The sequence below is a fragment of the Paenibacillus sp. PAMC21692 genome, assembly GCF_014303795.1.
GTDB classification, from domain to species: domain Bacteria; phylum Bacillota; class Bacilli; order Paenibacillales; family Paenibacillaceae; genus Pristimantibacillus; species Pristimantibacillus agaridevorans.
The window spans coordinates 5,200,236-5,226,581 of sequence record NZ_CP060293.1; the positions used below are offsets into that span (position 1 = coordinate 5,200,236).

12 protein-coding genes are annotated in these 26,346 nt (G+C 53.0%); 1 reads left to right on the forward strand and 11 read right to left on the reverse strand.

Annotated elements, in window-relative coordinates:
- Nucleotides 1–177: 177 nt before the first annotated feature.
- The 6 genes from H7F31_RS20905 to H7F31_RS20930 all read right to left on the reverse strand — a co-directional run bounded on the left by H7F31_RS20905 (nt 178) and on the right by H7F31_RS20930 (nt 9,838).
- Nucleotides 178–1,683, reverse strand: a complete 1,506-nt coding sequence (locus H7F31_RS20905; RefSeq protein ID WP_187100367.1) for an S-layer homology domain-containing protein — start codon at nt 1,681–1,683, stop codon at nt 178–180.
- Between the two features lie 75 nt (nt 1,684–1,758).
- Entirely contained in the window at nt 1,759–5,184 is a 3,426-nt protein-coding gene (locus tag H7F31_RS20910) for a carbohydrate binding domain-containing protein (RefSeq protein ID WP_187100368.1), read from the reverse strand.
- 83 nt (nt 5,185–5,267) lie between these two features.
- Complete coding sequence (locus tag H7F31_RS20915; protein WP_187100369.1) at nt 5,268–6,836, reverse strand: extracellular solute-binding protein; 1,569 nt, start codon at nt 6,834–6,836, stop codon at nt 5,268–5,270.
- A 77-nt stretch (nt 6,837–6,913) separates the two neighbouring features.
- Nucleotides 6,914–7,780 carry a carbohydrate ABC transporter permease gene (locus H7F31_RS20920; protein ID WP_187100370.1) on the reverse strand — a complete coding sequence of 289 codons (867 nt, stop codon included), beginning with the start codon at nt 7,778–7,780 and terminating at the stop codon, nt 6,914–6,916.
- 14 nt (nt 7,781–7,794) lie between these two features.
- A complete protein-coding gene (locus H7F31_RS20925; RefSeq protein ID WP_187100371.1) occupies nt 7,795–8,700 on the reverse strand; it encodes an ABC transporter permease in 906 nt (301 codons plus the stop codon).
- A gap of 154 nt (nt 8,701–8,854) precedes the next feature.
- On the reverse strand, nt 8,855–9,838 hold the full coding sequence (locus tag H7F31_RS20930) for a Gfo/Idh/MocA family protein (protein WP_187100372.1): 984 nt from the start codon (nt 9,836–9,838) through the stop codon (nt 8,855–8,857).
- 245 nt (nt 9,839–10,083) lie between these two features.
- Here H7F31_RS20930 and H7F31_RS20935 point away from each other — a divergent pair, with 245 nt between their 5' ends.
- Nucleotides 10,084–12,378 carry a helix-turn-helix transcriptional regulator gene (locus tag H7F31_RS20935; RefSeq protein WP_187100373.1) on the forward strand — a complete coding sequence of 765 codons (2,295 nt, stop codon included), beginning with the start codon at nt 10,084–10,086 and terminating at the stop codon, nt 12,376–12,378.
- Nucleotides 12,379–12,471: 93 nt separating this feature from the next.
- Here the strand turns inward: H7F31_RS20935 and H7F31_RS20940 are convergent, their stop codons facing one another.
- The 5 genes from H7F31_RS20940 to H7F31_RS20960 all read right to left on the reverse strand — a co-directional run bounded on the left by H7F31_RS20940 (nt 12,472) and on the right by H7F31_RS20960 (nt 26,344).
- Entirely contained in the window at nt 12,472–13,317 is an 846-nt protein-coding gene (locus H7F31_RS20940) for a hypothetical protein (protein ID WP_187100374.1), read from the reverse strand.
- Nucleotides 13,318–13,502: 185 nt separating this feature from the next.
- The gene (locus H7F31_RS20945) at nt 13,503–14,498 is read right to left on the reverse strand and encodes a GNAT family N-acetyltransferase (RefSeq protein WP_187100375.1); all 996 of its coding nucleotides are present in this window, start codon (nt 14,496–14,498) and stop codon (nt 13,503–13,505) included.
- Between the two features lie 262 nt (nt 14,499–14,760).
- Entirely contained in the window at nt 14,761–22,080 is a 7,320-nt protein-coding gene (locus H7F31_RS20950) for a LamG-like jellyroll fold domain-containing protein (protein ID WP_187100376.1), read from the reverse strand.
- A gap of 50 nt (nt 22,081–22,130) precedes the next feature.
- On the reverse strand, nt 22,131–24,956 hold the full coding sequence (locus H7F31_RS20955) for a LamG-like jellyroll fold domain-containing protein (RefSeq protein WP_187100377.1): 2,826 nt from the start codon (nt 24,954–24,956) through the stop codon (nt 22,131–22,133).
- A gap of 146 nt (nt 24,957–25,102) precedes the next feature.
- Nucleotides 25,103–26,344, reverse strand: coding sequence for an alpha-L-fucosidase (locus H7F31_RS20960; RefSeq protein WP_187100378.1), 1,242 nt, complete (start codon nt 26,342–26,344; stop codon nt 25,103–25,105).
- Between the last annotated feature and the right edge of the window lie 2 nt (nt 26,345–26,346).

Consider the following 26,346-nt stretch of genomic DNA (forward strand, 5'->3'; position numbering starts at 1 on the left):
ATTTAATGGATTCGTCAATTCCGCTTTCGATTTGATGCGAATTTTCTTCAAAACTCTATTGATCACTAGTCAACCAAGCTATGCAAAAATCCCGGCACCTTCCCTCCCACTTGGGACAGACATTGTGCCGGGATTTTCTCAATTAAAGGAGTTTAAGTCCTCTCCATAATTGATTTATTATTCATCTTCCTCCAAATAACGAACCAGTCTTAGAATAACGGTAACTGCTTCCGCTCTCGTCACCTTATCCAAAGGCGCGAATATGTTGCCCGGGCGGCCGTTCATGATGCCCAATACCTTTAGCAATCGAGCTGCGGGTCTCGCCCATGCCGGAATAGTCGCTTCGTCGGCGTAGCCGGAAGCCGAATTCACATTAGGAGCGTCGGTGCCAAGCGTCCTCGCAAGGAGTACGGCGAGCTGTGACCGCGTTAATTCGTTTTTCGGTCGGAACGTTCCGTCCTCGTAGCCGGACATTAATCCCATCTCATCCGCTAGTGCAATAGCTCGCGTTGCCCACGATGATAGATCAGCACCATCTTTGAATGATGGAGCAGCCGAAGCTTCTTCGTTCGGTCTGAGCGCATTCATGACCATCACGATAAATTGTTCTCTTGTGACGGACTGATTCGGACGGAAAGTTCCGTCGCCGAATCCTTGCGCGATGCCGCGTTCGATCACTTCATGAATCTCTTTGTTCGCCCAATGCTCCCCAATGTCTTTTATCGCCGGCTTCGCGCTCGACTTCGGCGTGGGACCCGGAGTAGTAGACGGTTTAGGCGCGTTTGTCGGTGCCGGAGTGGCCGAAGGACTCGGCATGCTGGCTGGCGGCGGCGTTGATCCTGTCGACTCCGATGGCGACGGCTCCGGCGTCACAGCAGGCTCCTCCTCCGTCTCGACATGAATCATGACGTACCCATTGTTCGATGTAAACGAAATCGCTTCGCCGTTCCAACGAACCTGCTCCGCGCCAGGCGCATAGATGACAAACGTCCCGCGATCAATCTCTACGCCATTGTTTAATGTGACATTAAGAGTCGCGCCGTCCATATAAGCAAGCAGACTAACATCCGAGGTGTCCATCTCGGCGCCCTCAAGGAAAACATATTGAAGCTGTCCCGGCTCAAGCTCTCCGAACTCGTATTGGAACAGATTCGTGCGCCCATCCGTCAGCTTCACTTCAATCTGTTCGATGGGCTTCGAGTTCAGCCGACGAACCGACTGGATCTTGCTCTCGCCGCTAAAGGGCTCCAGTACCGACACGTAGCGGGCCTCCGTCCCGTTCACGCGATTGACGACCGTTGGCGTATAAGCATCCGTATCGTTGCCAGGACCCGGCGACTCGCCCACAATCATCGTAGTCGGCTGTTGTTCAGAGCTCGTCAGGCTGAACAGCTTCAGGCCGTTGCCTGCCGAAGTGCGCCATGTCCCTTCCCAGATGCCGTCTGCCTGCGCCGAATGTCCATTGCGGAAAAAGGAATAAGCATCCTCCGTGCCAAGCGGCTCAGTCATCGGTTCCATCTCGCCGTCCGTCTCGAAGCTTCCGATTCCGCGCATGATCCAGTCGAATTGGCGTTCGCTCGCGGATGCCACTTTGAACAAGTCAATCATATAGTCCGGGGTGACAGCCACGGTACGTTCGTATTGGCTCATATTGTCATAAGCTTTGCTCGATGTATTCGTCATGATGCCGAAGCTCTCCGAAGGGAGATACAGCTTGGTCGGTTCGTAGCTTTCAACATTATTGACGGTAGGAATATTTTACGTCTTTCCGTCAACAGCTACGGTATTATGAGAGAAGGACATCTTGTAATAAGATGTGTACATGGAATTGCTGTAGGGCGGAATGCCGAGATCGGGCGCCAGACGCTCGCCTTTGCCGAATATATCGAGATGCAGCTTGTCCGGATGTCCATGATACCCGCCGTGCAGACCGTAGTCGACCAAAGCGAACAACTGGTCGTTGCCCTCGCCTACGCGAATGACGGAATGGCCCAAACCTTCGAAATTCATGCTTTCGGAAGGCAAGCTTCCCCCTGACAAGATATCCGTCTTGCCGTAAAACACCGCCTGTTCGCCGACGATTCCGCTGGAGGAATTGTTCGAAACAACATAACCACCGCGCGGTCTCTCCTTGTCGATATATAGCGTATTCAGCAAAGCCGCATAAGAAGAATCATTGTATTCGGCATACACAGCTTCGTAATCCATCGGCACGACTCGGCCGGGAGCGCCCAGATTCGTCGGATATTTGCCGGAATCGTTGCTGTTGATGATGCCGAGATCGGGATAAGCATACTGCAGCGTAACGTCGAACGTCTTTTTGAAGTTCGCGTTGCCGAACAGATCGTAGCCCATCTCCTTAAGGGATTGCGCATGAAGCAATAACGCCATCTGGGCGTAGAAGTGATAGCCGATCGCTCCTTCGTACCAGAAACCGTCGGACAATACGCTGTTCGTCATTTGATAATCGAAGCCGCTTCGCCCCAGGACGGAGAAGTCCATAAGCGTCTTGTCCTCCAGCACGGCGCCGATGGCTCCAATTGCGGCGTTATGCCACGTTTGCCAGTTGGACTTGCCTACATCGTAGCCTTGCAACGTCTTCGCCGACGCCGCGAACAAGTTCTGTTCGATGCCATAGGACTCTGAAACGTCAAGCACTCCGCTTGGCTTGATGAGATCATAAGCTTGCACGAACTGGATCATTTGTACCGCTTCGTCCAACGTCTGGAAAAACAGCTTGCCGTATTGCGGCTGCACGGGATAACTTGGATACAGCTCGGAATAACGGACCAGGATTTCCTTCGCTTTCTCGGCGTATTTCTCTTCGCCCGTCAACGCATACACAATGGCGAGATTGCGCGCCGCTTCCGTATTCAGCGTGTGGGTCGTAAACCGCCAGCCTGTATCGACCTGATCGCCCGTTACATATTCATTGGTGGCGGGACATAGATGGCTGTTAGGCGAGTCGTAGTTGTACGTCAAAGTCACGTCGCCGCAGACGAACCAGGTGGTCTGCCCTGCCGGCTGAGTCGGATAATAGATTTCCTTCTCCAGCCAAACATCCGCTTTCGCCTTAACGGCTGCAAGATAGTCGGCTGCCCAGTCGTAATGCTCAATCTTCTCCCTGGATTCCTCCAGTTGTTCCTTCGTAGTCATGATGTACGGATGCTGCTTCGTCGCGCTTCGCTCCGAGCCTATGGAGACATTGAGCTCAAGCTTCAACGCTTTGCCGCCTGCGGAAGGCTGAACGGAAATAATCGCCTTCCTGGTTTCGCCAGGCTCAGCGTCCGCCGGTACTTGCACTTCGAATTCGATGTCAATTGAGCGTCCTACCTCAACAATGTCCGTTACGCTGTCGTACGTGACCAGATATTCCGTACCGAAGCCGGACTCTGTCGTCAAGCTATAGGCCGTGCTCGCCTCTCCTATGTTTTTAAGGGATAGGCTGTAATGCAGTGTGCTGCCCGGGAGCGCGCTTTGGCTGATTTGTTTGATTGAAGGCTCGACCACGTTTTTGGCTAAAGCAAGATTGTCGAAATACAGCTTGTCCGTCGGATCCGGCGCGGGATCGAAGCCGTACCATTGCGGGTGGACGATCAGCTTGCTGATCTTGTTCATCTCCGCGCTTCCTGTTGAGTTCAAAAACTTGTTGAACGGCAGCTCGATTTTTTTCCAGCCTTTCCAATCGACAAAAAAGGATGTCATAAAATATTCGTTGCCCGGCGTTGCGGGATCGTTGGCATAAAGCAGAAAATACACCTTTTTGTTGGAGGCCTTCTCCGAATACAGCCAGAACTCGATTTGATCGTAATTTTGCCACTGGATTTGGTTGAGCTCGGTAATATGCCCCGCGTTTGTCCCATCATGCCCGACAATGTCGATCGGAGTCGCGGGATTCGCCCAATAACCGGAGTATTGACCGTCAGCCGGCGAAGCGGCGTTGGTCGTATTGGTCCAACGGATAGAGCCCGTCGTAAAGTTTTCATTGTTGCCGAGCGGCGTGCTGCCCGCGCTGGACAGGTCGATCGTATAGGCGTATGTCATCAGCTCGCTTGAGTAGCTTCCGATCATCGCTTTTGTCACAAGCACGGCGTTCTCGTCGATCACGATCGGGCTGTTGTACAACCGGTAAGCGGAATCCTCCTCGCCTTCGTATTTATAATAAATTTGCGCATCTTCCGATTCGGACGTCAATGTAACGTTCTGTGCTTGCGGGAAGGTTCCCGATTTGGGAGCTGCCTCGACCTCGCCGACGAAGTTCGGATCGATATCCACCGTGTAGCTATAGGTCGTTTCGGCGCTGCTCACGCCGTTCATGACGGACTTGACGACCAACTCCGTTGTTTGAGTCAGTTCCAGAGCGCCGGAATACAGTTGGAAGTCGCTGTCTACTTCTGAACGTTTGTAGTAAATGCGGTTCGCGCCAGAGGGCGTGGACGCACTGACGAGATTCACTTTCACTTTGTTCATATAGGTGCCGCTAGGCTTGTCCGCCACGGCTGGGAACAATTCGCCGCTTCCGGTCAGTCGGAAGTCATCCAGATATACCGCCAATTCGGGGTCATTCGTCGTGCTGCCAAGCGCAATAGGATTAAATCGGAGGTAGTCAAGGGGACCAAACGGTTTTGGAGCCCCCGTAATTTGCGATTTTATCGTGGCTAGCGGAATTTCGATTTTTTTCCACCCCGTCCAATCCAGCAATAGTCTGTAATAATAATAGGCCGACGCGTCGCCTTTCATATAGAAACGAATTTCCACCGGTCTGTCGGTTTGATTGCCGGTACGCTGTTTGACCGAATAAGCCCAGAACGACAGCTTATCGTAGCTGTTCAAGTCGACGCTGGGGTCCTCCTTGGAATAAATCATGGCGCTTCCCGGAACCAGACTCCCCGGGTTAGCCTGATCCGGGATGGCCAAAATCCATTTTTTTGAACCCGTCCCTTCGTGGACATAATCCGGATCGGTATTGATTTGGACCGCGAGACCGGAGGTGCTTGTCGTATCGCCGGCTGTATTATGAGCGCTGGAGTCCATATTGTTCATTTGGAAATCCAGATCGAGCGGAATCCCTCCCGCCGCTTGAACCGCGGTCGGCATAGCCAGATTGGCTGATGTTATTAACCCTAACAGCAAAGTGATTACAAGCAAGAAAGATAACGGTTTCATAATTTGTGATGATGCCACTAATCCTCATCCTTTCGCTTGACAGTTTGTCGGAAGACAAGCCCCGTTAAAGCTAACGAGGCTTGTCGAATCATTGCAAAATATTACTTTACAGCCGCAAGCGCACGTTCATGCGCCGTCTTGTACAGACCTACGATCTCTTCGTAGCCAAGCTTCTTCTGCTCTTCCACAAAGCTGCTCCACTCATCGAAGCTGCGCGTGCCCATGATAAACTTCGCGAAGTTCTCATCGCGGTTGCTGTTGAGCGAATCGCCTTTCGTGCTCAGAATTTGCTGCTCTTCCGGCGTAAAGGAGATGGAGATTTTTGGATCGCTGTCGTATTTCGGCGCTTCCGCGTAAGCAACCTTCAGCTCCGGCGACGACAGAGAAATGTGGGCGTCGTAATCGAACCAAGCATAAGTGCCGTCCGTAGACAGTCCGGTTTTCTTGCGCATATCGGCAACGTCGGCGTATTTCTCGATGAACGCGCCGTTTGAGGATGTCTCGCCTTCTATGCCCCAGCTGGACAATTGTTTGCCTTCTTCGGAATAGAAGAAATCGATGAATTTCACGGCATCTTCGATTTTGTCCGTCGTCGACGCGATCATAAAACCTTCTTCGCTCGTTTGCGTATACGCGTTCTTCTGAGGTCCGCCTTCCCAGCCTGCAGGCGGCGCCATAAAGTTCATGTTAAACGCGGCGTTAGCCGGACGAAGCGCGTTGTTGTAGAAGTCGATCCGTCCGATATAATCCAGCGTGACGAACGCGCGATCCGTAGATACGATATCCTGCCACATCTTCGTATCGATCGTCAGGAAGTCTTTCGGAATCAGATTATCTTTGTAAAACTTATTGAAGTACTCCAGCATTTTTTTGTACTCTTCTTGAATGGCAGCATACTTCCACTCGCCTGTAGCGTTATCATGGATCACGCTCGCCTTGGAAACTTCGACGTCGGCGGACACGTTGAAGGCCGCGCCGAAGTCGTAGAAGTAACGAAGTCCGTTACGGAACGTAAGCGGATAGCTGTCCGGATACTTCTCTTTGAGCGTTTTCAGCACGCTGTAGAGCTCGTCCCACGTTTTCGGCGTTTGCAGGCCGTTTTCTTTGAAAATATCCTCGCGATACATCCAAACGCGGCGGTTCGTATCGCCGATGCCTTGGTTCGGAGTCATGTACATCTTGCCGTCAGCAGAGATAAAGTTTTGTACTTCCTGCGGATATTTCTCCATAAATGCTTTGAAATTAGGCATTTGATCGACATAATCCAAAATGTTGGCCAGTGCGCCTTGTTGGCCGAACTTGTCAGCTGCCGCTTTGGATTGAATCCACATCAGATCCGGCATTTCGCCGCCCGCGACCGCCAAGCTGATGGAGTCTTCCAGCAAGTTGCCGGATGGAAGCTGGATATCGAGCTTAACGCCCGTCTTCTCCTTGATCATATCCCATACCATCCAGTTCTCATCGTACGGCCAGCTCGGATTGCTGTAATTCAAGAACGTAAGCGTTGATTGCTTAAGCGGCTCGCTTGTCGCCCCTGCGCTGTCGCTCGGCTTCGTCGTCGCGCTAGCGTCAGGCGTATTGCCTCCATTGTTGTTGCCGGAACAGGCGCCCAGCGCCAAACTTGATCCCAGCACGGTTGCGAGCATAACGGTTGACCATTTCTTCTTCATACTTTGCCCCACTCTCCCTTAATTTGGTGTACAATGACTTGCCCGCTTGCTTGGTGTTACTTCCCATGGATTCTATATTAACCTTTGACCGACCCGATTAGCGCTCCTTTTGCAAAATACTTTTGGAGGAAGGGGTAGACCAAAAGGATGGGAACCGTCGTCACGATAATCGTGGCGTACTTCAATGCTTCGTCGACGATCATGCTGTCGCCGCCGATATTGCCCGCGCCGTTTGCGCCGCCGGCGCCTTGAAGCACCATGTTGCGAATAATGACCTGGAGCGGCAATAGATCGGCATCGCGCAGATAGAGCAGCGCGGAGAAAAAATTGTTCCAGATGGCGACGCCGTAGAACAGACCGATCGTCGCGATGATGGCGCTGGATAGCGGAAGCACCAGACGGAAGAAGATCCCAATGTCCGTCAATCCGTCGATTTTGCCCGACTCCTCTACCTCCTGCGGCATGTTCATGAAGAAGGTGCGCATGACGATAAAGTTCCAGGAGCTAACCGCCGTAGGTATGACCATGGCCCAGATCGTATCGATCAAGTTATAGCTTTTGACCACCAAAAACGTAGGAATCATCCCGCCGCTAAAGAACAGCGTAATGACGATCATGATCATAAAGGGGCGCTGGAACAGCATCGTTTTTTTGGAGAGAGCATACGCTCCTGCTGCTGTAACAAACAAGGAAATCGTTGTGCCGAGCACGGTATAAAGGATGGTATTGATATACGCTTTGCCGATATCGGGATTGTCGAATACGACGGAATACGTATTAAGCGTGAACTCCTTCGGCCACAAGAATACTTCGCCTCTTAATACGGGCACCGTGCCGCTAAGCGAGACGGCGATCATATAGAGGAACGGGTACAAGGCGGATAAGGCTACGCAGAAGATAACAAAATAGATAATGACATCGAATACCGTAAATTTGATTTTCATAGTCCCGCTCCTTCCTACCATAAGCTCGTGTTGCTGACTTTGCGGCTAATCCAGTTGGCGCTGAGGATAAAGGCAAGGTTAACGACGCTCGTAAACAAGTCGATCGCCGTACCGTAGCTGTAATTCATGGCTTGTATGCCCGTACGGTATACGTAGGTGCTCAGCACATCCGCCGTGTTGTAGATGGATGGATTCAACATCAGCAATACTTTCTCGAATCCGATGTCGAGCACTTGCCCGATATTCAGAATGAACAAGATAATGATGGCGGAACTGATGCCGGGCACCGTAATATGCCGAAGCTGATGCCATCTGTTCGCGCCGTCCACTCGCGCTGCTTCGTACAGCTGCGGATCGATCGCGCTTAGAGCTGCCAAATAAATGATCGTCTCCCAGCCGATATGCTGCCATATTCCCGAGAGGACATACAGAGAACGGAAGTAATTATCATCCTGCATAAAGTTGATCGACTCGTAACCGAACCACTCTACAAGCTGGTTGACGATTCCGTTCGACGGCGACAAAAACAGGAACATCATGCTGACGACAACGACGTTGGAGATGAAATGCGGCAAATAGCTGATGGACTGCGCCACGCGTTTGACGACTTGAATTCTTACTTCGTTTAATAGAAGCGCAAGGATGATCGGCGCCGGGAATCCGAAGATGATCTTGTAGACGCCTAGCAGAATCGTGTTGCGAAGCAGCTTCAGAAAATCGGGACTCTCGAAAAACATCTTGTAATATTTGATTCCGACCCAATCGCTTTCCCATACGCCCTTAAACGCGTTGTAATCTTTGAAAGAGATCAGAATGCCGAACATCGGAACGTACTTGAACATGATGTAATACACAAGCGCTGGCAAAAAGAGTATGAGCAAGTATTTGCTTCGATTGAATCTGGTTAGGAATTGCGCCATCCCTTATCCTCCTGTCTGGTCTGCATAACGTGTCTATGCCGTTAACGATAGCGGGTCAATGGCCCCTTGGACAATCGCCAGTGCTTGCGAAACCTTGCAATTATGCGAGCACTCGCATTTTCGACAATGATCTTAATTGTTGCGAAGCGGCAGCTTAAACCAGTACCTCCGAGCGCAGCTCGCTGGAACGGTATAGTCCTTCGACGGCCGCAACGACGCTTCGCGAATAGGCCATCGAGCATTCCGGCTCCTCGCCGCTCTCGACGGCATGCAGCAGATCCAGGATCTGCATGGCCAGCGCCGGACCCGGCAATCTCTCGGCATGGACCTCCGAATAAGCTCCGCCCGTGCTGATCCAAACTCCGATGCCGGTTCGAAGCCGCAGGCTACCTCCCGTAAAGAGCAGCTCCGTCTCGTCGATGGCAGCCCCCGGGTATCCCGATTGGCAGACGATCGCCGGTATCCCGCCGGAGGTTTCCAGATAAGCCAATCCCCCTCCCTCCACATCGCCACGGCCCAAACCGTAATCGACCGATGCCCGCACCTTCGTTATCGTATCGTTCGTCAGCCATTGAATTTTGTCGATGGAATGGGAGCCCAGGTTCATCAGAATGCCTCCGCCGGCTTTGGCGCGTTCGAAAAACCATTGCGGACGCTGCGGTTTGTCGTAAGGCAGATGTCTGCGATCATTGATCATGACCAGTCTTCCGAGTTCGCCGCTTTGCAGTGTTTTTTTGGCCAATACGTTTTCGGCGGAATAATGCTGCGTGTGCCCAACCATCAATTTGACGCCTGCCGTTCCGACGGCCAGTTCGATCTCGTCGCACTCCTGCACGTTCATTGCCATGGGTTTCTCAAGCAGAATATGGCAGCCTTGCTCCGCCGCAAAGATCGCCGCTTCCTTGTGCAAATAATGAGGCAGCGTAATAATCGCGATATGCGGCCGCTCGGTTTTAATCATCACTTTGTAATCGATATAAGGCGTAATGTTGTAAGCGACGGCCAACTGCTCCGCTCGTTCCTCCGCAATATCGGCTACGGCGCAAGCCTCCGCCTGGCCCATTTCCTTAATCGCCGTCAGATGCGAAGCGGCAATGCTTCCGCCTCCGACAACTGCAATCCGGTATTTTGCCGTCATAAAAGTTTCTCCCCTCGTCGTTGTGTTCGGAGGTTAGCTTACAAGACGTCGGCTCTTTTGTGTATCGTGGAATCTTGGTTTCCTTGTCCGATTTCCGTCAAAATCGCGTTATTTCGCCCATTTCATAAGAAATGATAAGGATCGTAAGCGTTGATTATTGAGCCATTGTTAATACCTCGTGCTATACTCGCTATATGAATTTTGTAAAGCTGTAAAGCAGAGCAATTAATGAAAGGAATAATGGCATGAAGCGACTGATCCCGTTCCCGAACATTTCGAACAACCAGCTGTCACTTTTTTACACCTTACTCTGCAGCTTTATCGCCATCATTCTGCTGCTTGTTTCCATCCACCTTGTCACGTATTCTTTTTTCCGCGATCGGATCAAAGAGGAGATTATCGTCAACAGCGGTCTTAACCTAAACACGACGGTCACCAACTACGAGAAACACTTTAAGCTCATGCGAAGCTTTATGCTCAGCAACCTGTTCGAAAACGATACGCAAATATTGAAGAACGGCACCAGCGCGTTTCATTACGATATCGTATCGCGGGTTCAGCGAGAGCTTCGCAATACGATGAACAATTCGTTGCTCTACCTGGACAACATTATTTATTACTTCAAAGACACGGGTTTTGTGTTCGATAAGGAAGGGACGAGGAACGCGGAGACGATGTTCGGCAAATTCTACGTCAGCGATACTTATTCCGTGGAATTCTGGAAGAGACAAGCGGAGTCCGTCGACAGTTTCAAAGTTTATCCCACTACGAACTTTCGTATGGAGACGGCATTCGAAAAATTCTCTTACGGCAATCTGACTCCTATTCTGGTCAAAAGCGCTTACGATGATCGTCTGGCCTTCATTCTGCTCCTCAAAAGCGCCAGAGCCTTCGAAGCGTTCCATCAGCCCAAACCCGGCAGCAGCCTGCTTATACTGGATGAAGATCAGCAAGTCATCTACTCCTCTTCTCCTTCGATCAGCATGCCGGACAATCTGAAGATGGAGGCTGGGACCTACCCGGGACTGGGCGGGTACGCCAAGCTGGACGACAAGTATTATTTTTTCCGTAGCGGCTCCGAGACGGGGTTCACTTATGTTGAGGTCGTGGCAGACAGGGGGCTGACGAATCAGCTTCGCAATTTAAACGTGCTTATGTTCGTCCTGTTGGCTCTGTCGATTTTGATCAGTCTGGCCGTATCCTATATCCTTGCGAAAAAGTTCCATAATCCGCTTGCGAAGATGATTCGATCCATTCAGACCTACAACGTTCTGGGAGGTCCCGGCGCGGCGAGCAGCCGAATCAAGGAATTTAATATGCTGCATTCGACTTTGCGCGACTTGTCGCGCTCTAACGAGAAATTCCATCATGATCTTCAGACCAAAAACACCATGCTCCAACAGTTCGCCTACATGTCCAAGCTTAAGAAGATCGGCGGCGGCGCCGGGCTGGAGACGAGAATGGACGAAGATCGTCCCTACAGACTAGTGTTATTCCACCTTGAGTTCAAAGAACGTTTCCTTCTGGAAATCTCAAGTTCGGTGCATCGAGCTTTCAATACGTACAAGGAATTGATCGATGCGCATTTCACCAGTCTGTACGGCGAATCGTTGACCTTCCAGCTCGAAAAGGATCAAATCCTGACGATTCTGTTCCTGGATGACGATCAAGCGGATAAACCGGAAGCGGAGATGCGCACGTTGATCCGGATCTTCGATTCGGATGCGCCCTACTGCAACTTCACGATCGCGCCAAGCCCCGTTCGCAAATATGCGACGGATTTCGCGGAGACGTATCAGAACGCGCTTGATCTGATCCGGCAGCGCAAGCTTGGCGAGGACGTTCAGATTATTACGCAATGGGAAGCACATCCTTCCCTGCTCGTCCCTACTCCTTCCGAAGAGACGGAGCTGGTAGCCAATCTGCAAGCCGGCATCGAAACCGTAACGATCCCGCTAGTCGAGCGATTCCTCGATCATCTGGATAAAGCCGGCGCAACAGCGGGGCAGTTTCAGGAGTGGTCCAAGGATATCGTCAATCGAACAATCAAGGCTATGTATGCTCAGAATGTGTCGGTGGCTTCCGTCGTGGATGGCAGTCATCTGCATGAGCAGCTGAAATCCTGCTACACGTTGGAGCAATACAAAACGTTTTTCAGACGTTTGCTCACAAGGTCCGCGATTGCCATTCAGGAGAAGAAGTCCGAGACGGATGCTATTACGAAGTTTGTTTTCGAATACGTGGAGGCGAATTATGGCGGCGATCTGTCGCTGGATGCCATTGCGCACAAGCTCGGCATAACCGGACCTTACTTGTCGAGTTACTTCAAGGAGAAGACGGGAACCAACTTCAGCGATTACATCTACACCGTACGCATGAACAAGGCGACAGAGATGCTTATTGAAACCGATCTGCTTATTCAAGATATCGCTTCTCTGGTCGGCTACTTCACGGTAGCCTCCTTCAACCGCGTTTTCAAGCGGTATACAGGCATGACGCCCAGCGAATTTCGAAGACAGAACATCAAATGGGAGGAGTAATCCTTGCAGCCACTATTGCCGCTCGTATAGCGGACAACCATTTACGACCAAAGCAAAAAGGCAGTTGACCAATTAATGGGCAACTGCCTTTAATCAAGGCAAATTTAATCTTATATCGTCAACCTTCGTGTTTGAAAATTGTTGAATAAAAAGATCCATTACCGTAGCATCCACTCTTAGGAGCAAATAGGGGTTTTCGCCAAACCGCGGATCTTTATTTTCAATGCTCGCGTATTGGATCCTCATCAGGCTTTCATTCCCGAACACATTCAACAACTCAACAGAATGTTCCTTGCCCGCTACCAGCAATATATAAAGCGTATCGTCTGCGGTAAAGTGATGATGTCCCGCGTTTCTAGCCGAGATTTTTTCGTTGGCTTCCTTTAAAATACCCGGATCGCCAATGCTTGCAACATCAATAAATTCATATTTGACCGATTGTTCCGGGGGCATGGCTCCGTCTTCTTTAAACTGTGCAAAATTGGTTACTGTCCAAATGCCGTTATAATTGTACCATTTTCGAAGCTCAAGCATGTAGGTGTTTCCTTCCGTCGTCCCCACCACCACTTTTCTTGGATTGTAGGTGCCATCCACACTATCTAGATAGCTGGCTTCGTGCCCCAATTCCTGCCGCATATAATTTTTAATGACGGCAACGTAATCCTTTTGCATGTCGTCCTTAGCCCAATTGGCCATATCCGCTTCGGTATACTCCCTGGATGTCCCCGTAATTATCCCGTACTGTTCTAATTGGTCCAGATTAAGAAACGACACATTGTCTGGCTGTGCGGTTTCATTCGAAACTGACTCGTTGGGTATGCCGGTTTCGCTGGTGACGCTAGTTGCCAAGCTTCCCCCGGAGTCGTTGTTGCTTTCCATCGTGCATGCAGGCAATATACATATTGCCGCTAAACACAGCAAATAAACAGATACTTTCAACCCTTTCCCTCCATTCCCTGATTTACAATCATTCACCAAATTAGACGGAAAGATTTGCATATTGTTGCGATTATACAAACCATTGTCAAATCCGCCGATCCAACACAAAAACTTGATCTTTCAACAAAAATGGAGCCCAGAACTGTTGCCAGTCTGTACTCCATAATAAATATCCATTATAACGGTCATTCTGGCCGAAACGTGGAACTACCCGTAAGATCGATCGTTTTCTCGAATTTCGCATAGGTTCTCCAGCTTGTATACCCAAGCTTGCCATAAAAATCGACGAACGGCGTCGTATCGATTACGATATGGCGACTGCCCCGCTCCAGCAAGTAGTGGATCGCCGCCTGCACAATGGAGATGCCATATCGATATCCGCGATAGGTCTCGTCGATGCCGAGCGGCCCTATTCCTCCCAAAGGATCGTCGAAAAGCGGAGCCCAATAAATATTTTGCGCAAGCAGCGGCGAACGTTCGTCGTTCATTCTGCAAAACCCGATGATGTTGCCTTCTCTCTCCAGCAATACGTATTCCCTGCCTGTTCCGCCGCGCTTCCAATACTCCTGGTGCTGATAGTCCCACGTCCCCGGGAAACAACGTCTCATAAAATCCGTCATTCGCTCACGATCCTCCGGGATTGCGACTCTAAACTGCGCATCCTGCACTTCGGGCAGCGCCACTCCTGCTTCATCCCCATACCTGTTAAGCAAATCATAGACTTCTTCTTTAAAAGCATACCCTCGTTTCTCGAACCAGCTTTTCGTTGCCCCTTCCGGCCCCGGCAAGCCGGGAAACAAGCGGCTTTGCAAGTCATTGCCAAGCGATATGCGTTGAACGCCTAACCTTCGAAGGGCTTCCTCCCCCCGGCGAAGCAGCTCGCTCCCTATGCCGATGCCCCGGCTGTCCTGCTCCACGATGAGAGCTTGAATCCATCCCGCGTCGGACTTAAGGCCATATTGCGCAAGTTCTTCCCGGTACGCCTTCGCTACAACGAATCCGACAAGCCGATCTCGCTGTTCATCTATGGCTACCCACGAACCATGACGCAGCCAATTGGGATCCTCGAACACATTTTGAGCGATTAATGGCTCTCTCATGGGAAACACCCGGACCCATTCTGAATTCCAGACGGATACCATTCCATCCAGATGTTTTTCCGACATTGCCTCGTAACGCATGACATCGCCCTCCTCGAAAGTTTCGATCCTATAGGGCAACTTTAAACGAAAGCTCGTCAAGTTCCAATTGTCTTTTCTTTCGAAACTTCGTTCGAATCCGCCTTGGACGGCTGTCTATCTTTACGAAACAAGATGGTTGTTCCAGCTGCTAGATTAATCAACTAAAATGTCATATGTATTGCGGGAATGGCTCGTGAAGTGGCGGCCCCGATCCTTTTGACTGGATCGGGGCCGCCATTGAGTATTTCGAATGGTTTATTGCTTATTGCTTGAACTGGAACCAATTCAAATTCAATCCGGCCGTATAGACCAGGTACACATCATGTACGCCCGATACGCTGCTTAATGCGGCTTGAGCCGTTGTATAGGTTTGATAGGAGCCGGTATTTACCCCGTTCACCGTACCGATCAGCGTACCCGTCGGACTGCCGAGTCGTATCTCGATCTTGCCTACAGTCGAACCGGCGATACGGGCATCCACGGAGGTTGCGCCCAAGCCGAAGTTGACATCCTCATAGACCGTATAATCTCCCGTTCCGATAAAACCGAGATTATCCGACCCTTCGTTGCTAGGCTCGGCCTGTACGGAGCCGCTTTTGGAGCTGTAATGTTCCGCTTCGATCTTAGAAAAGGCACTGGTCAACGAAGGATTGCCGGTTCCTTTGAGTGCGTTATATATCGCTGTGGCGATAGCCGTCGACCCGGCATCGTTGGGATGGACATTGTCGGGGAAGTTATGCCCCATGTTCTGTGTGCCCGGATTGACATGAATGACAGTGCTTCCCTTGTTGGCCGCAGCTTGAATCTGCAGCGGCACCACCTGACTCGTCACGACGTTTCCCGGCCAATAATTATGAGGAGAAGTCGCAACGTAGACGGTCGGCTGCGAAGCCAGGCCTCGATAATGGTCGATCATGTCTTCATAATCGGACACAAACTCCGAGCTGTACTGCCAGTTGATCGCCGTAGAATCGTTAGTGCCGAGCATGATGACTACGATATCCGGCTCCCAGTTCGAGCTGTTGACGAATTCCCAGCTGTCCCAATACGGGTGATCGCCGTTTTTCAGCATCGTCGTACCGCCAGATCCATACGGATTAATATAATAGTTCGGGCCAAGGAGCGTTTGCAGCTGCGCAGGGTAACTGCCCGTCGTAATGCTGTCGCCGATAAGCGCGACATTGATCACTTGAGGCGGCTGTCCCCCAGCCTGGCTCAACGCGAACACCTCCTGATCCGTCAGCGTTCTCGGATACATCCGGAGCTCGTCGATGGCGCCGTGGAATACCTCGGCGGCGCCCTGCGAGGCGGCATTTTGCCCGCCGATTCGGAACGGATTCGGATTATTGGTCTGAACGATATCCGACGAAGCCGATTTGGTCAAGGCGAGCTGGCCGTCAATGTACAATTTGAACTGGCTTCCCGCCTTCGATACGGCAACATGAGTCCATTCGTTAAGCGGAATAGAGCTGCTTGCGGTCGCGAAAGGCCATAAGGAATGGCCCTGGCCAAGCGCATCCGCCATCAGGAATTCCAATTTGCCGTTTGCGATCCACCAATTGAACATGTTCGTCTGGCTGCCGGTAATGCCTTGACCGAGAATGATCCGATTCGCGCCGTCGGACTCCGGCTTGATCCAGGCCGCGAAGGTGAAATTGTCCTTGACGATGGAATCCGTCACGATCGACGTATCCGATCCGTTGAAACGCAGCGCCTGGCCGACTTTGCCCGGCACCCAGCTGTAGCCGCCCTCAATGGACAGCGCCTGCCCGCTTACGCTTTCCGTCGCCGTGGAGCCTTGGCCTTCATCAAAGTCGAAGTATTGCTCGCGGTCTGCATCCTGGCTTCCGCCGCCGGCACCCAGCTCGCCGATATCGTATACGCCGGCAAAGTTAAGCAGAGGCGATGCCTGGGAAGAGAGAATATTAATGCGAACCTGATCCGATTCCACTTCATCAAACGTGACGATGCGCTTGTAGCCAATCGTTGTGCCGGTCGCTACCGTCGTCCAGTTGCCACCTATCCGCACCTGCACGTTGAATCCCGATATGCGCTGACCGAGCGGAATATACTCCTGCAGCGTAACCGCATTAAACGTTTTCGTCGCTCCCAGATTCAAATCGACATGAGCCGAAGTCACCTGGTCGTCCGTTGCCCAATAGCTGTCATATTGGCCATCCGTCAGTTTGCCCGCCGCGTATGCGGAAGCATTGCCCCTGACATTGCTTGCCGAAGCGGATGACCCCGCTGCCAGATTTACTCCGTAAGCCTGGTCGATCCAATTGCGCAGCTCCATCAATCTGTTAATGTCGCTGTCCACCAGCTTGCCTCGTTTATCCGGCGATACGTTAAGCAGCAGGTTGGCCCCTCTCCCTATCGATTTCTGATAAATATCGATCAGCTCCGGCAACGTTTTAATATGGGTATCCTCCCAATCATGGTAGAACCAGCCTGGCCGCAGCGGTACGTCGGCTTCGCCGGATTGCCATGCCGTGCCGTTCGGATTGCCCTCTCCATATTGGTTGGGCGTCCAGTAAGGATTGCCCGGCTGTTGCGGGACAACCTTGGCCCAGTTCGTTTCGCTTGCGATTCCGTCTTCGTTGCCGATGTAGCGAGCATCTCCAGGAGCGCCCCATATAACGATATTGGGCTGCAATTGCTTAATGACGGAATACCATCTTTCCGTATCGTAATCCTGCGGGGTATTGTCTCCCTTCGCGCCGTCGAACCAGATTTCGCTTATTTCGCCGTAGTTCGTCATCAGCTCGGTCAATTGGTTGACGAAAAAATCATTATAAGCCAGCCCCGAACCGTAAGTCGGCTCGTGCATATCCCATGGCGACACGTAAAGTCCGAATTTAATGCCGAACTCCAGACAAGCATCGGAAACTTCCTTGACCACGTCGCCCTGCCCGTTTTTCCATGGACTGCTCGCTACGTCATGCGTCGTGTAAGCGCTCGGCCACAGCGCAAAGCCGTCATGATGCTTTGCAGTCAGAATCAGCAGCTTAAATCCCGCATCCTTAAGCGCGCTGACCCACTGCCTCGCGTCAAAATCCGTGGGATTAAACAGCGACGGACTCTCGGTTCCCGTTCCCCACTCCCGGTCCGTGAACGTATTCATGCCGAAATGGGCAAATGCGATCGTCTCCATCTTCTGATAGGCAATCTGCGGCTCCGTCGGAATCGGCAGATGCGGTAGGACGGGCGCCACCGCAGGCGGCTGGTACGGAATCTCTTCCCCGTATACTTCGAACTCTTGGACGCCGTAGCCGCCGGTTCCGTTCCGTTTCGTACCGTAAACGCGGACGAACCTGACATCCGTATCCTGGAAGCTGACATCCACCACGCTGCCGTTCCCCGTCGTCGTGGAATATACGTCCGTCCATTGAATCATATCGTTTGATACTTGAATCTTGAACGCCCGACCCGACCCGCCGCTCCCCCAAGAGAGCTTCGTGCGGTTGATCCGGTGAGGTTTACCCAAGTCGGCAATCAGCCACTGCGGATCGGAGGCCTCGCTCTCCCATTTCGTTCCGGCAGACTCGTCGAATGCGCGCGATCCGACGTTGCCGTCGCGCGACGACGAGACAAGCGCGGTTTTACCGTAAGCCACGTTGGAAACGGCCATCAGCGTCTCCACCTCCTTTATTGCCGGCTCCCCTTCGGTTTCGATCCCGCTCAGCTCCCGAATTCGATCCGCCGATAGCGCCTCGGGATAAAGCCTCAACTCGTCGATTGCGCCGTGAAAACCTTCGGAAGGACCGCCCTCGCCATTGTTCTGCGCGCCAATCCGGAACGGATTGGGATTAATGAGCTGATTTTGATGATGGGGCACGGTTTTCGTCAACACATTGTCGCCGTTTAGATACATCTGGAACGTATTGCCTTCTCTCGCGACGGCCACATGAGTCCATTCGCCCAGCGGCACGGAGCCAGGCTCCGTGTTGAACGGCCACATGCCATGTCCGGCACCTTCCGCATCGCTAACAAGGAAATACAACTGCCCGTTAGTAATCCACCAGTTGAACATATTCGCCTGGCTTCCGGTAATTCCCTGGCCTAGGATCGTATGGTTGTGCATATCGGATTCCGGCTTGATCCATGCCATAAAGGTAAAGTCGTCCTTGGCAATCGGACTGATTTTGACCGAATTCCCGTAGAACAGCAGCGCCTTGCCTTCTTTGCCGTCCACCCAGACCGGCTCTCCCTCGATGGCATAGGAGATGCCGCTTGCGCTGTCCTTCGTCGTCGTTCCCTCTCCTTCATCGAATGCGTAATATTGCCCCAAATCCTCGATTACCGCGCTGACCGACGCTTCCTTTCCCCGGTAAGACGCCGTTATCGTAACCGGTCCTTTCTCGCCCGTGAAGGTCACGGTTCCGTTTGCGACAGCGGCAATATCGGGATTGCTGGACGACCACTCGGCATGCGTAATCCGCGATACGAAGCCGTCATCGAAGGTTCCCGTCGCCGTCAAAGTCACGGGCAGGGCGCTATAAGCAAGCGGTTCATTGATCGACAGACTTTCCAGCACGCGGTCAACCTGGCCGATCAAGCGCATCGGCTTGAATTGGCCCGGGTCTTTGATGCCTCCGATGCCGCCGCCCCACTCGATCCATCCTTTGCGCCCGTGACCGTCATTGTCGTTCGCCAGCAATGAAAGGCCGAACAATCTGTCATCAGGCAAGATTGGCGAAAGCTCTGTCCAAGGGAGAGCAAGCTCGTAATATGTTTCTTGACGCGTCTCGTCTCTTGCAACGGCCAGCGCTGCATCCGCAATCAACCCGGCTTCGCCTCCGATGGCTGACCAGCGATACAGTTGTGGCCCGGAAGGAGTCAGTGCCATCCCGAACTCGTACATGCTTGCATGGTCGCCAGGCATTCCAGGAGACAGGGCAAACTGGATACTGTCGCCAAGCCATATTTGGCCTTCCGATTGCTCTTGCGAATGGACATTGTCTCGAATGGCGGCAGCTATGTTCAGGTACTCTTCATCCCAGGTCACCCATACGCTGCCGCTTGCATCCGCCGCACCGCCATACCCCGGAATTTGGACCGCTCCTTCCTCCGCCAGTTGAATAACCGGCAAGTCGGCCAAATCGTCTCGTTCGCCATCAACCGCGATGCTCTTGTTCGCCAGCAAAGTGGCGAGAGTCACTTGTCCTTCGTAAGCGAGGGATACTCCTCCGGCGGCTTCCAGCGTAATCTTGACCGGGTAGCTGCTCGAAGGGCGATAGGCATCCAGCGGGAGCAGGGCAACATAATCGCCGCCTGCCGGAACGGAGGCTTGCTGCGCTTCGATTCCGTCCTGCTCGCCGATCGTCCATAACAGCCCATTGAGAACTCTGTTCGTATCCGAGACATTGCGGATTCGGACTCGAAGCGCTTCCCCATTTTCATTCAACTCATGCTTAACCTCCATCTGCAGAGGTTCAAGCACTTCAACATTTGCAGCGATCCGGGCAATTGCCTTCCCATGGGAGACGATCTCTCCAACCAGCCGCAAGCTGCCGGCCAACTCGGAAGCAGGAACACTCACTTCGATTTCGGCTGTCTTGCCAGAAGCCACCTTAACCGGTATCTCCTGTCCCTCAATGAGAAGCCGGGCATTGATCGCCGAGCGGGGCTTGCCCGTGTTATCCACTGTGAGCTTAAGACGGATCGCATCGCCGCGGTAAGCGCTGCTTGCCTGCAGCGCGTATTTGCCGCTTGGCCTTATCTCCTTCACTTTGCCCGTCAACTCCAGGGCAATTTCCGACAGGGTCAGATAAACATAACCGGCGTTATCGGGAGAATAAGACGTTGCTTCCCCGTCGGCATCCTTTACAATCAACTTTCCATTGACTCGGATCGCAACCTCCTGTGGCATCGAAGAGGAGAGCATGCGGACTTCCTTGGCTTCCTTCTTGAAGAGATAGCTGTTAATTCCGCTGCCAATCTGTTCGTTTTCAACGCCTTTGCCGTTATAGGCACCGCGGTTCGGAGCCTGGGTGGAGGACACGGCATTGCCCCAATAGTCCTTGCCACCGTTGTCCGCAATAACCGAACCGCTGCCCAGCGAAGGAGAACCTTCTCCCAGCCGGTAACCGTCGACGGTCGAACGCCCGGTCCCGCCGGAACCGGCTCCGATCAGGAGCGGGTCGGAAGTCAGCTTGTTGGGATCGTCCGGCTCGCTTGGATCATGGTTGCCGTAGAAGGTATTGGAGTCGAACGTACAGGTCGCATTGCCGCAGTAATAGGTCATGTCTGTTCCCAGATTATAGATGATGTTGTTTTTGAAGCTCATCGTGCCCTGGGGCATGTTGTTGCCGTCAGGCGCCTTCAGAAATTGAACCTTCATGTCCTCCGACGTGTAGAAGGTATTGTTGTATACCTGATAATTATCCATTCGGCCGACAGCTTGAACGATCGCGTGGTCATCGTTTTCGCTTATGTTGTAGCGAACGATGCCGTTTTTGTCGTAGCCCGTGCCGTCCCCGCCCCTCCTGCCTACAAGCAGCATAAAGCCGCCTTCGTTATCATGGCTGTAATTGTGCTGCATCACGCAATTGTTGCAAAGCTCGTCAATGTCGAAGCCCATCCCGTCCATTGTCGTACGGGTCATATAGGCCTCGTTGTACTGGAACAACGCGTTATCGGAATTGATCGCCCATATCGCGGCGTGGTACCCTACCGAATCGTAATAGCTGTTCGCCGCGACGTTGTATTCGATAAGAGGCCCTTCGCTTTCGCATACGATGATCGCGTCTCCGCCGGTTCGGTTCAGGCTGTTGCCTCGGATAACCACTTCCGTGAAACCGAGCCACGGTCCTACACCGTCCGTTCTTGTATCGCGGTTGCGCCAGTTGCTGCGCACGTAAATGCCTGTACTGTCTACGTCCACGAACGTATTGTCCTCGATGAGCAGATCGTGGAACTTGGTCGGGGTCGCGCTGCCGGTGACGCGTACGATGATGCCGCCGGATTCCAGGTCCTGCACCTCGGTCTGGCCGTTTACGTCATGGATATCCAGATTTTTAAGGTAGATATGGTTGGCCGTTCCGATATCCTGGGCTTCGATCCATACTGCCCTGCGCGTGTCTCTGGCCTCCCCGGTGTTTGTAATCTCCAGATTGTTAATCTCCCAATACTGCTGGTTGAATAGCTTTACCGTCTCTTGGTATAAGCCGGCTCCGTGTATGACCGGTTTGGGGCCGGATCCGTACTTGTCGATGACGATCGGACGCCCGTTAGAGCCGGAGCCCTTGGGCCAAAGCTGGCCGGTCCAAGCGGAACCCGCCTTCAGCAGGACCTTGTCGCCCGGCTGGAACGTCATGGCGTTTACCTTGTCCAGCGTCCTCCAGGCGGAGCCTTTGCTTTTGCCGGATTTCGTATCGTTCCCGCGGGACGAGTCTACGTAATAGGTCGTGCCGGAACGTCCGCCGACGTGCCTGTCCGCACCTTCTACCGAATCCTCCTTGGCTGCCACAGCGTCTTGCGCGGTTGATGGATTGGCTGCCGCCACCCCGAAAGGGAAAAGCAGAAGCGCAACGGAGAGCAGCAGGCACAACATTTTCCCTATTTTGGATTTTGTGATCATTTTTTCATGTACACCTCTTTCTAATAGGAGATGGCTGCAAGCCGGCAGCCCTACTGCAGCGTAACCGGATGGAACAACGCGGTATTTTTGGAGCCGCCGATGCCGCCGCCCCACTCTATCCACCCTTTGCGCCCGGAACCGTCGTTATCGTTCGCCAGAAGCGACAGACTGAAGGTTTGATTCGCCGTTATAATCGGGGATAATTCGGTCCATGGCAGCGCAAGCTCATATACCGTTTCGTTCAAGATCGCGTTTCTGGTAATAGACAGCTGTCTATTCGTTACCGTACCGCTTGAGTTGTTGATCCCGGACCAGCGGTATAGCTGCGGACCGCTCGACGTTAGCGCCATACCGAATTCATTCATCCCGGCATGCTGGCCAGGCAGCCCCGGCGATACCGCGAACTGGATGCTGTCCCCCAGCCAAATATTGCCGCCCGATTCCGGCTGGTGAAAGGTATCATCCTTGATTCTCGCAGAGAGATAGAGATGATTGGCATCCCAAGTCAGCCATACCATTCCGCTGAGGTCGCTCGCTCCGCCGTAACCCGTCATCACAACCGTGCCTTGCGTCCCCAGATCGATTCCCGGAACGGACGTAAGGTTATCCAGCGTACCGTCCACGGTGATGGTTCGGGCTGCAATCGGCGCCCCTGCCAACCCTGGTCCGCCGTAGGCACCGCGATTGGGAGCCGCCGAGGAGGATATCGGATTGCCCCAATAATCCTTGCCTCCGTTGTTCGCAATGGGCACTCCGCTGCCCAGCGCGGGAGAACCCGCCGCCAGCTTGTAGCCGAACACCGTATCCCGACCCGTGCCGCCCGATCCGGGATCCAGCAGCATCGGATCCGTCGTCAGCTTGTTGGGATCGTTTGTCGGCTCGCTCGCGTCGTGGTTGCCGTAATAGATGTTGCCGTTATACGTGCAAGTCGCATTTCCGCAGTAATAGGTCATATTCGTGCCCAGGTTGTAGATGATATTGTTTTTAAAGCTCATCGTTCCCTGGGGCAGGTTATTGCCGTCAGGCGCCATCAGAAACCGGACATTCATGCCGGGAGAAGTATAAAAAGTGTTGTTGTATACCTGATAGTTTTGAACGCGGCCGACGGCTTGAATAAGCGCAAGCTCATCGTTTTCGCTGATGTTGTAGCGTACGACGCTGTCCTGATCGTAGTCGACGCCGTTGCCGCCCCTCTGGCCTACCAGCAGCATAAAACCGCCTTCGTTGTCATGGCTGTAGTTGTATTGCATAATCGAATTGCTGCTCAGCTCATCGATGTCGAAGCCCATTCCGTCCATCGTATTCCGCGTGAGGTAAGCCTCGTTGTACTGAAAGACGGCATTATCCGTGTTGATGCCCCAGATCGCTGCATGGTACCCAACCGAATCGTAATAGCTGTTCGCCGCGACGTTGTATTCGATGAGCGGAGCGTCGCTCTCGCAGACGATGATGGCGTCCCCGCCGGTCCGGTTGAAGCTGTTGCTTCGGAGCACGACTCCGGTAAATCCGAGCCACGCGCCCGAACCGTCCGTCCGGGTCAGCCGGTTTCGCCAATTGCTGCGGATAAACACACCCGTGCTGTCGACATCGGTAAAGGTATTGTCCTGGATCAGCAGATCATGGAATTTGGTCGGCGTCGCGTGGCCCGTTACGCGTACGATGATTCCACCGGACTCCAGATCCTGCACCGCGGTCTGGCCGTTTACATCGCGGATATCCAGATTTTTGAGATGAATGTGGTTTGCCACCCCGATGTCCTGCGCTTCGATCCAGACAGCCCGCCTCGTCGTCCTGGAAGCTCCCGTGTTCGTCAGCTCCAGATTGTTGATTTCCCAATATTGCTGGTTATACAGCTTGACCGTTTCCTGGTATTGTCCGGCCCCGTGAATGATCGGCTTATTCCCCTCGCCGTATTTGTCTACAATGATGGGGGAGCCGCTTGATCCCGATCCTTTGGGCCAAAGCTGTCCGGTCCAGACCGACCCGGATTTTAACAATAAGCGGTCCCCGGGCTGGAATGTCGTCGAATTGACTTTGGCCAGCGAAGCCCACGCCGTCCCGGCGCTTGTTCCCGAATTGGCGTCGTTGCCGTTCGCGGCGTCCACGTAATAGTCCGTTCCTGCCTCCACGAAGTCCTCACCCTCCATCACCATGATGATCTCCACGTCTGTAAGCGCTTCCCCAAATACGTTGAATTCATCGATCAGGCCATCGAATACCCCCATCGGTCCTCCGCCCGACGCGTTCTGCGCTCCTATCCGGAGCGGATTCGGGTTGCCTGACAAATCAAGGTTGCCCGAAGCCGACTTGCTTGCCGCCAGGACACCGTTCAAATAAAGCTTGAACAGATTGCCCGAACGCGACACGGCCACATGCGTCCATTCATTGAGCGGGATCGAGTTCTCTGTCGTAGAGAAAGGCCATAAGCCGAAGCCGTTCCCCGATTCGTCGCTGAGCAGAAAAAACAGCTTGCCTCCGTTTACCCACAGATTAAACATGTACTCCTGTTCGCCTGACACGCCTTGCCCGAACACAAAATGATTGTACGTGTACGAATGCGGTTTAATCCATGCCGCGATCGTAAAGGCTTCCTTGTTTACCGCATCCATGACTACCGATGTGTTCACTCCGTCGAAATCCAGCGCATTCCCTTCCTTACCCGCCACCCAGGCAGGCGTGCCCGTAATCGTACGCGCTTGTCCGCTCACCCGCTCCTCCGTACTGCTCCCCGATCCCTCGTCAAACGTATACGATTGACGGAGAACAGGCCCGTCTGCGCTTGCCCGGTCAGGTGCCGCGCTCATGCCGGCAAGCAAAGTCACGCTCATTGATGCTGCCAATAACAGGGATAAGATTTTCGAACGCCATCTTCTCATTTACACAATCCCCTCTCCTCATTGGACTTGTGTCCCGGCATTGCTCTGCCGGCCTATTATCGCTGCCCCGGATCACCTCCTTCCGGCGGAGGGTCGCAAAACCCTCCGCCGGAACGATCATCATCTACTTCGTAACCTGAACTTGGCTAACGTTCACTCCCTGTCGCGTAGCAGCTGAGTCTTCGAATAAGAGGCGTGCCTACGGAAGACATTACGCGCAGGCGCAGTCCGTCCGCATGCACCGGTCCGACGCGGTCGATTTTTTTATGTCCGATAGCCGATCCCGTCGCAAGCAGAACCCATTTGCCATCCACTCTGGCCTCCAGCTTATATTCCCTTATTCTCTCTCCTTCAGCAATTTCCTCCATAAGCACGACATGGTCGAAGGTTTCTGCTTGTTTCCACTCCAGGCTAACCGTCTCTCCGGTACCAGACGTCTCGCCGATCGGATTGCTGAATCTGCGCCGCATCTCTCCGCTGAGCTCAAGCAGCCGATTAACGTCCGGGTCGGGCAGCAGACCTCTGTCATCCGGCGAAATATTTAACAGCAGATTCGTTCCGTGTCCGACCGAACGGTAATAGATGTCTATCAGACGATCCAGCGATTTTAAGCTGTGCTCATCGTCCGGATGCCAGAACCAATGGAGTTCGCGGATCGGGACGTCGCATTCCGCTGGAACCCAGCCCGGCGTATCCGGCAGCCAGGTCAACATATCCTTCGTGAACATGCTGACCTTGGCCGTCTCCGCGGTATTCCAGCATGGATAAGGCGCTACGCCGTCTTCGTTGCCGACCCAACGGATCGTGGGACGTCCCAAGTTAAACACCATGGCCTCCGGCTGATGCTCCGTCACCAGCGACATGATGCGGCCCCAGTCGTATTCCCTGCCTTCCGATCCCGCGCCATCGAACCAAACCTCCACCAGCGGGCCGTATCCCGTCAAAAGCTCCGTTAGTTGCCTGCAATAAAATTCGTCGTACGCTTCTTTGTCCGGATAACAGGATTCGTGTCGATCCCATGGAGACAAATAGATGCCGAAGAGAATGCCGGCTTCCGCGCACGCATCCGCCACTTCGCGGACCACGTCCCCCCCGCCGTCCTTCCATGGACTCGCCTTGACGGAATGATCGGTCGTCGCCGTTGGCCACAAACAGAATCCGTCATGATGTTTCGCGGTCAGAATCAGGTAGCGGAATCCGGCGTCCTTGGCCGCCTTCACCCACTGGGTCGCGTCGAAAGCGGTCGGATGAAATCGCTTTGGATCCTCCGTTCCATGCCCCCACTCCTGGTCATAAAACGTGTTGATGCCGAAGTGGCAGAACAATCCAAGCTCCAGGTCCTGCCAGCGCAGCTGTGCCGCCGTAGGTTTAGCCAATTCAGTTGTCATCG

What these genes read in the sequence shown, in the direction of transcription:
- H7F31_RS20905 (WP_187100367.1), bottom strand. Translation starts at nt 1,683, where the DNA reads ATGACGAATACATCGAGCAAAGCTTATGACAATATGAGCCAATACGAA.
- H7F31_RS20915 (WP_187100369.1), bottom strand. Translation starts at nt 6,836, where the DNA reads ATGAAGAAGAAATGGTCAACCGTTATGCTCGCAACCGTGCTGGGATCA.
- H7F31_RS20920 (WP_187100370.1), bottom strand. Translation starts at nt 7,780, where the DNA reads ATGAAAATCAAATTTACGGTATTCGATGTCATTATCTATTTTGTTATC.
- H7F31_RS20925 (WP_187100371.1), bottom strand. Translation starts at nt 8,700, where the DNA reads ATGGCGCAATTCCTAACCAGATTCAATCGAAGCAAATACTTGCTCATA.
- H7F31_RS20930 (WP_187100372.1), bottom strand. Translation starts at nt 9,838, where the DNA reads ATGACGGCAAAATACCGGATTGCAGTTGTCGGAGGCGGAAGCATTGCC.
- H7F31_RS20935 (WP_187100373.1), top strand. Translation starts at nt 10,084, where the DNA reads ATGAAGCGACTGATCCCGTTCCCGAACATTTCGAACAACCAGCTGTCA.
- H7F31_RS20945 (WP_187100375.1), bottom strand. Translation starts at nt 14,498, where the DNA reads ATGCGTTACGAGGCAATGTCGGAAAAACATCTGGATGGAATGGTATCC.
- H7F31_RS20950 (WP_187100376.1), bottom strand. Translation starts at nt 22,080, where the DNA reads ATGATCACAAAATCCAAAATAGGGAAAATGTTGTGCCTGCTGCTCTCC.
- H7F31_RS20955 (WP_187100377.1), bottom strand. Translation starts at nt 24,956, where the DNA reads ATGAGAAGATGGCGTTCGAAAATCTTATCCCTGTTATTGGCAGCATCA.
- H7F31_RS20960 (WP_187100378.1), bottom strand. Translation starts at nt 26,344, where the DNA reads ATGACAACTGAATTGGCTAAACCTACGGCGGCACAGCTGCGCTGGCAG.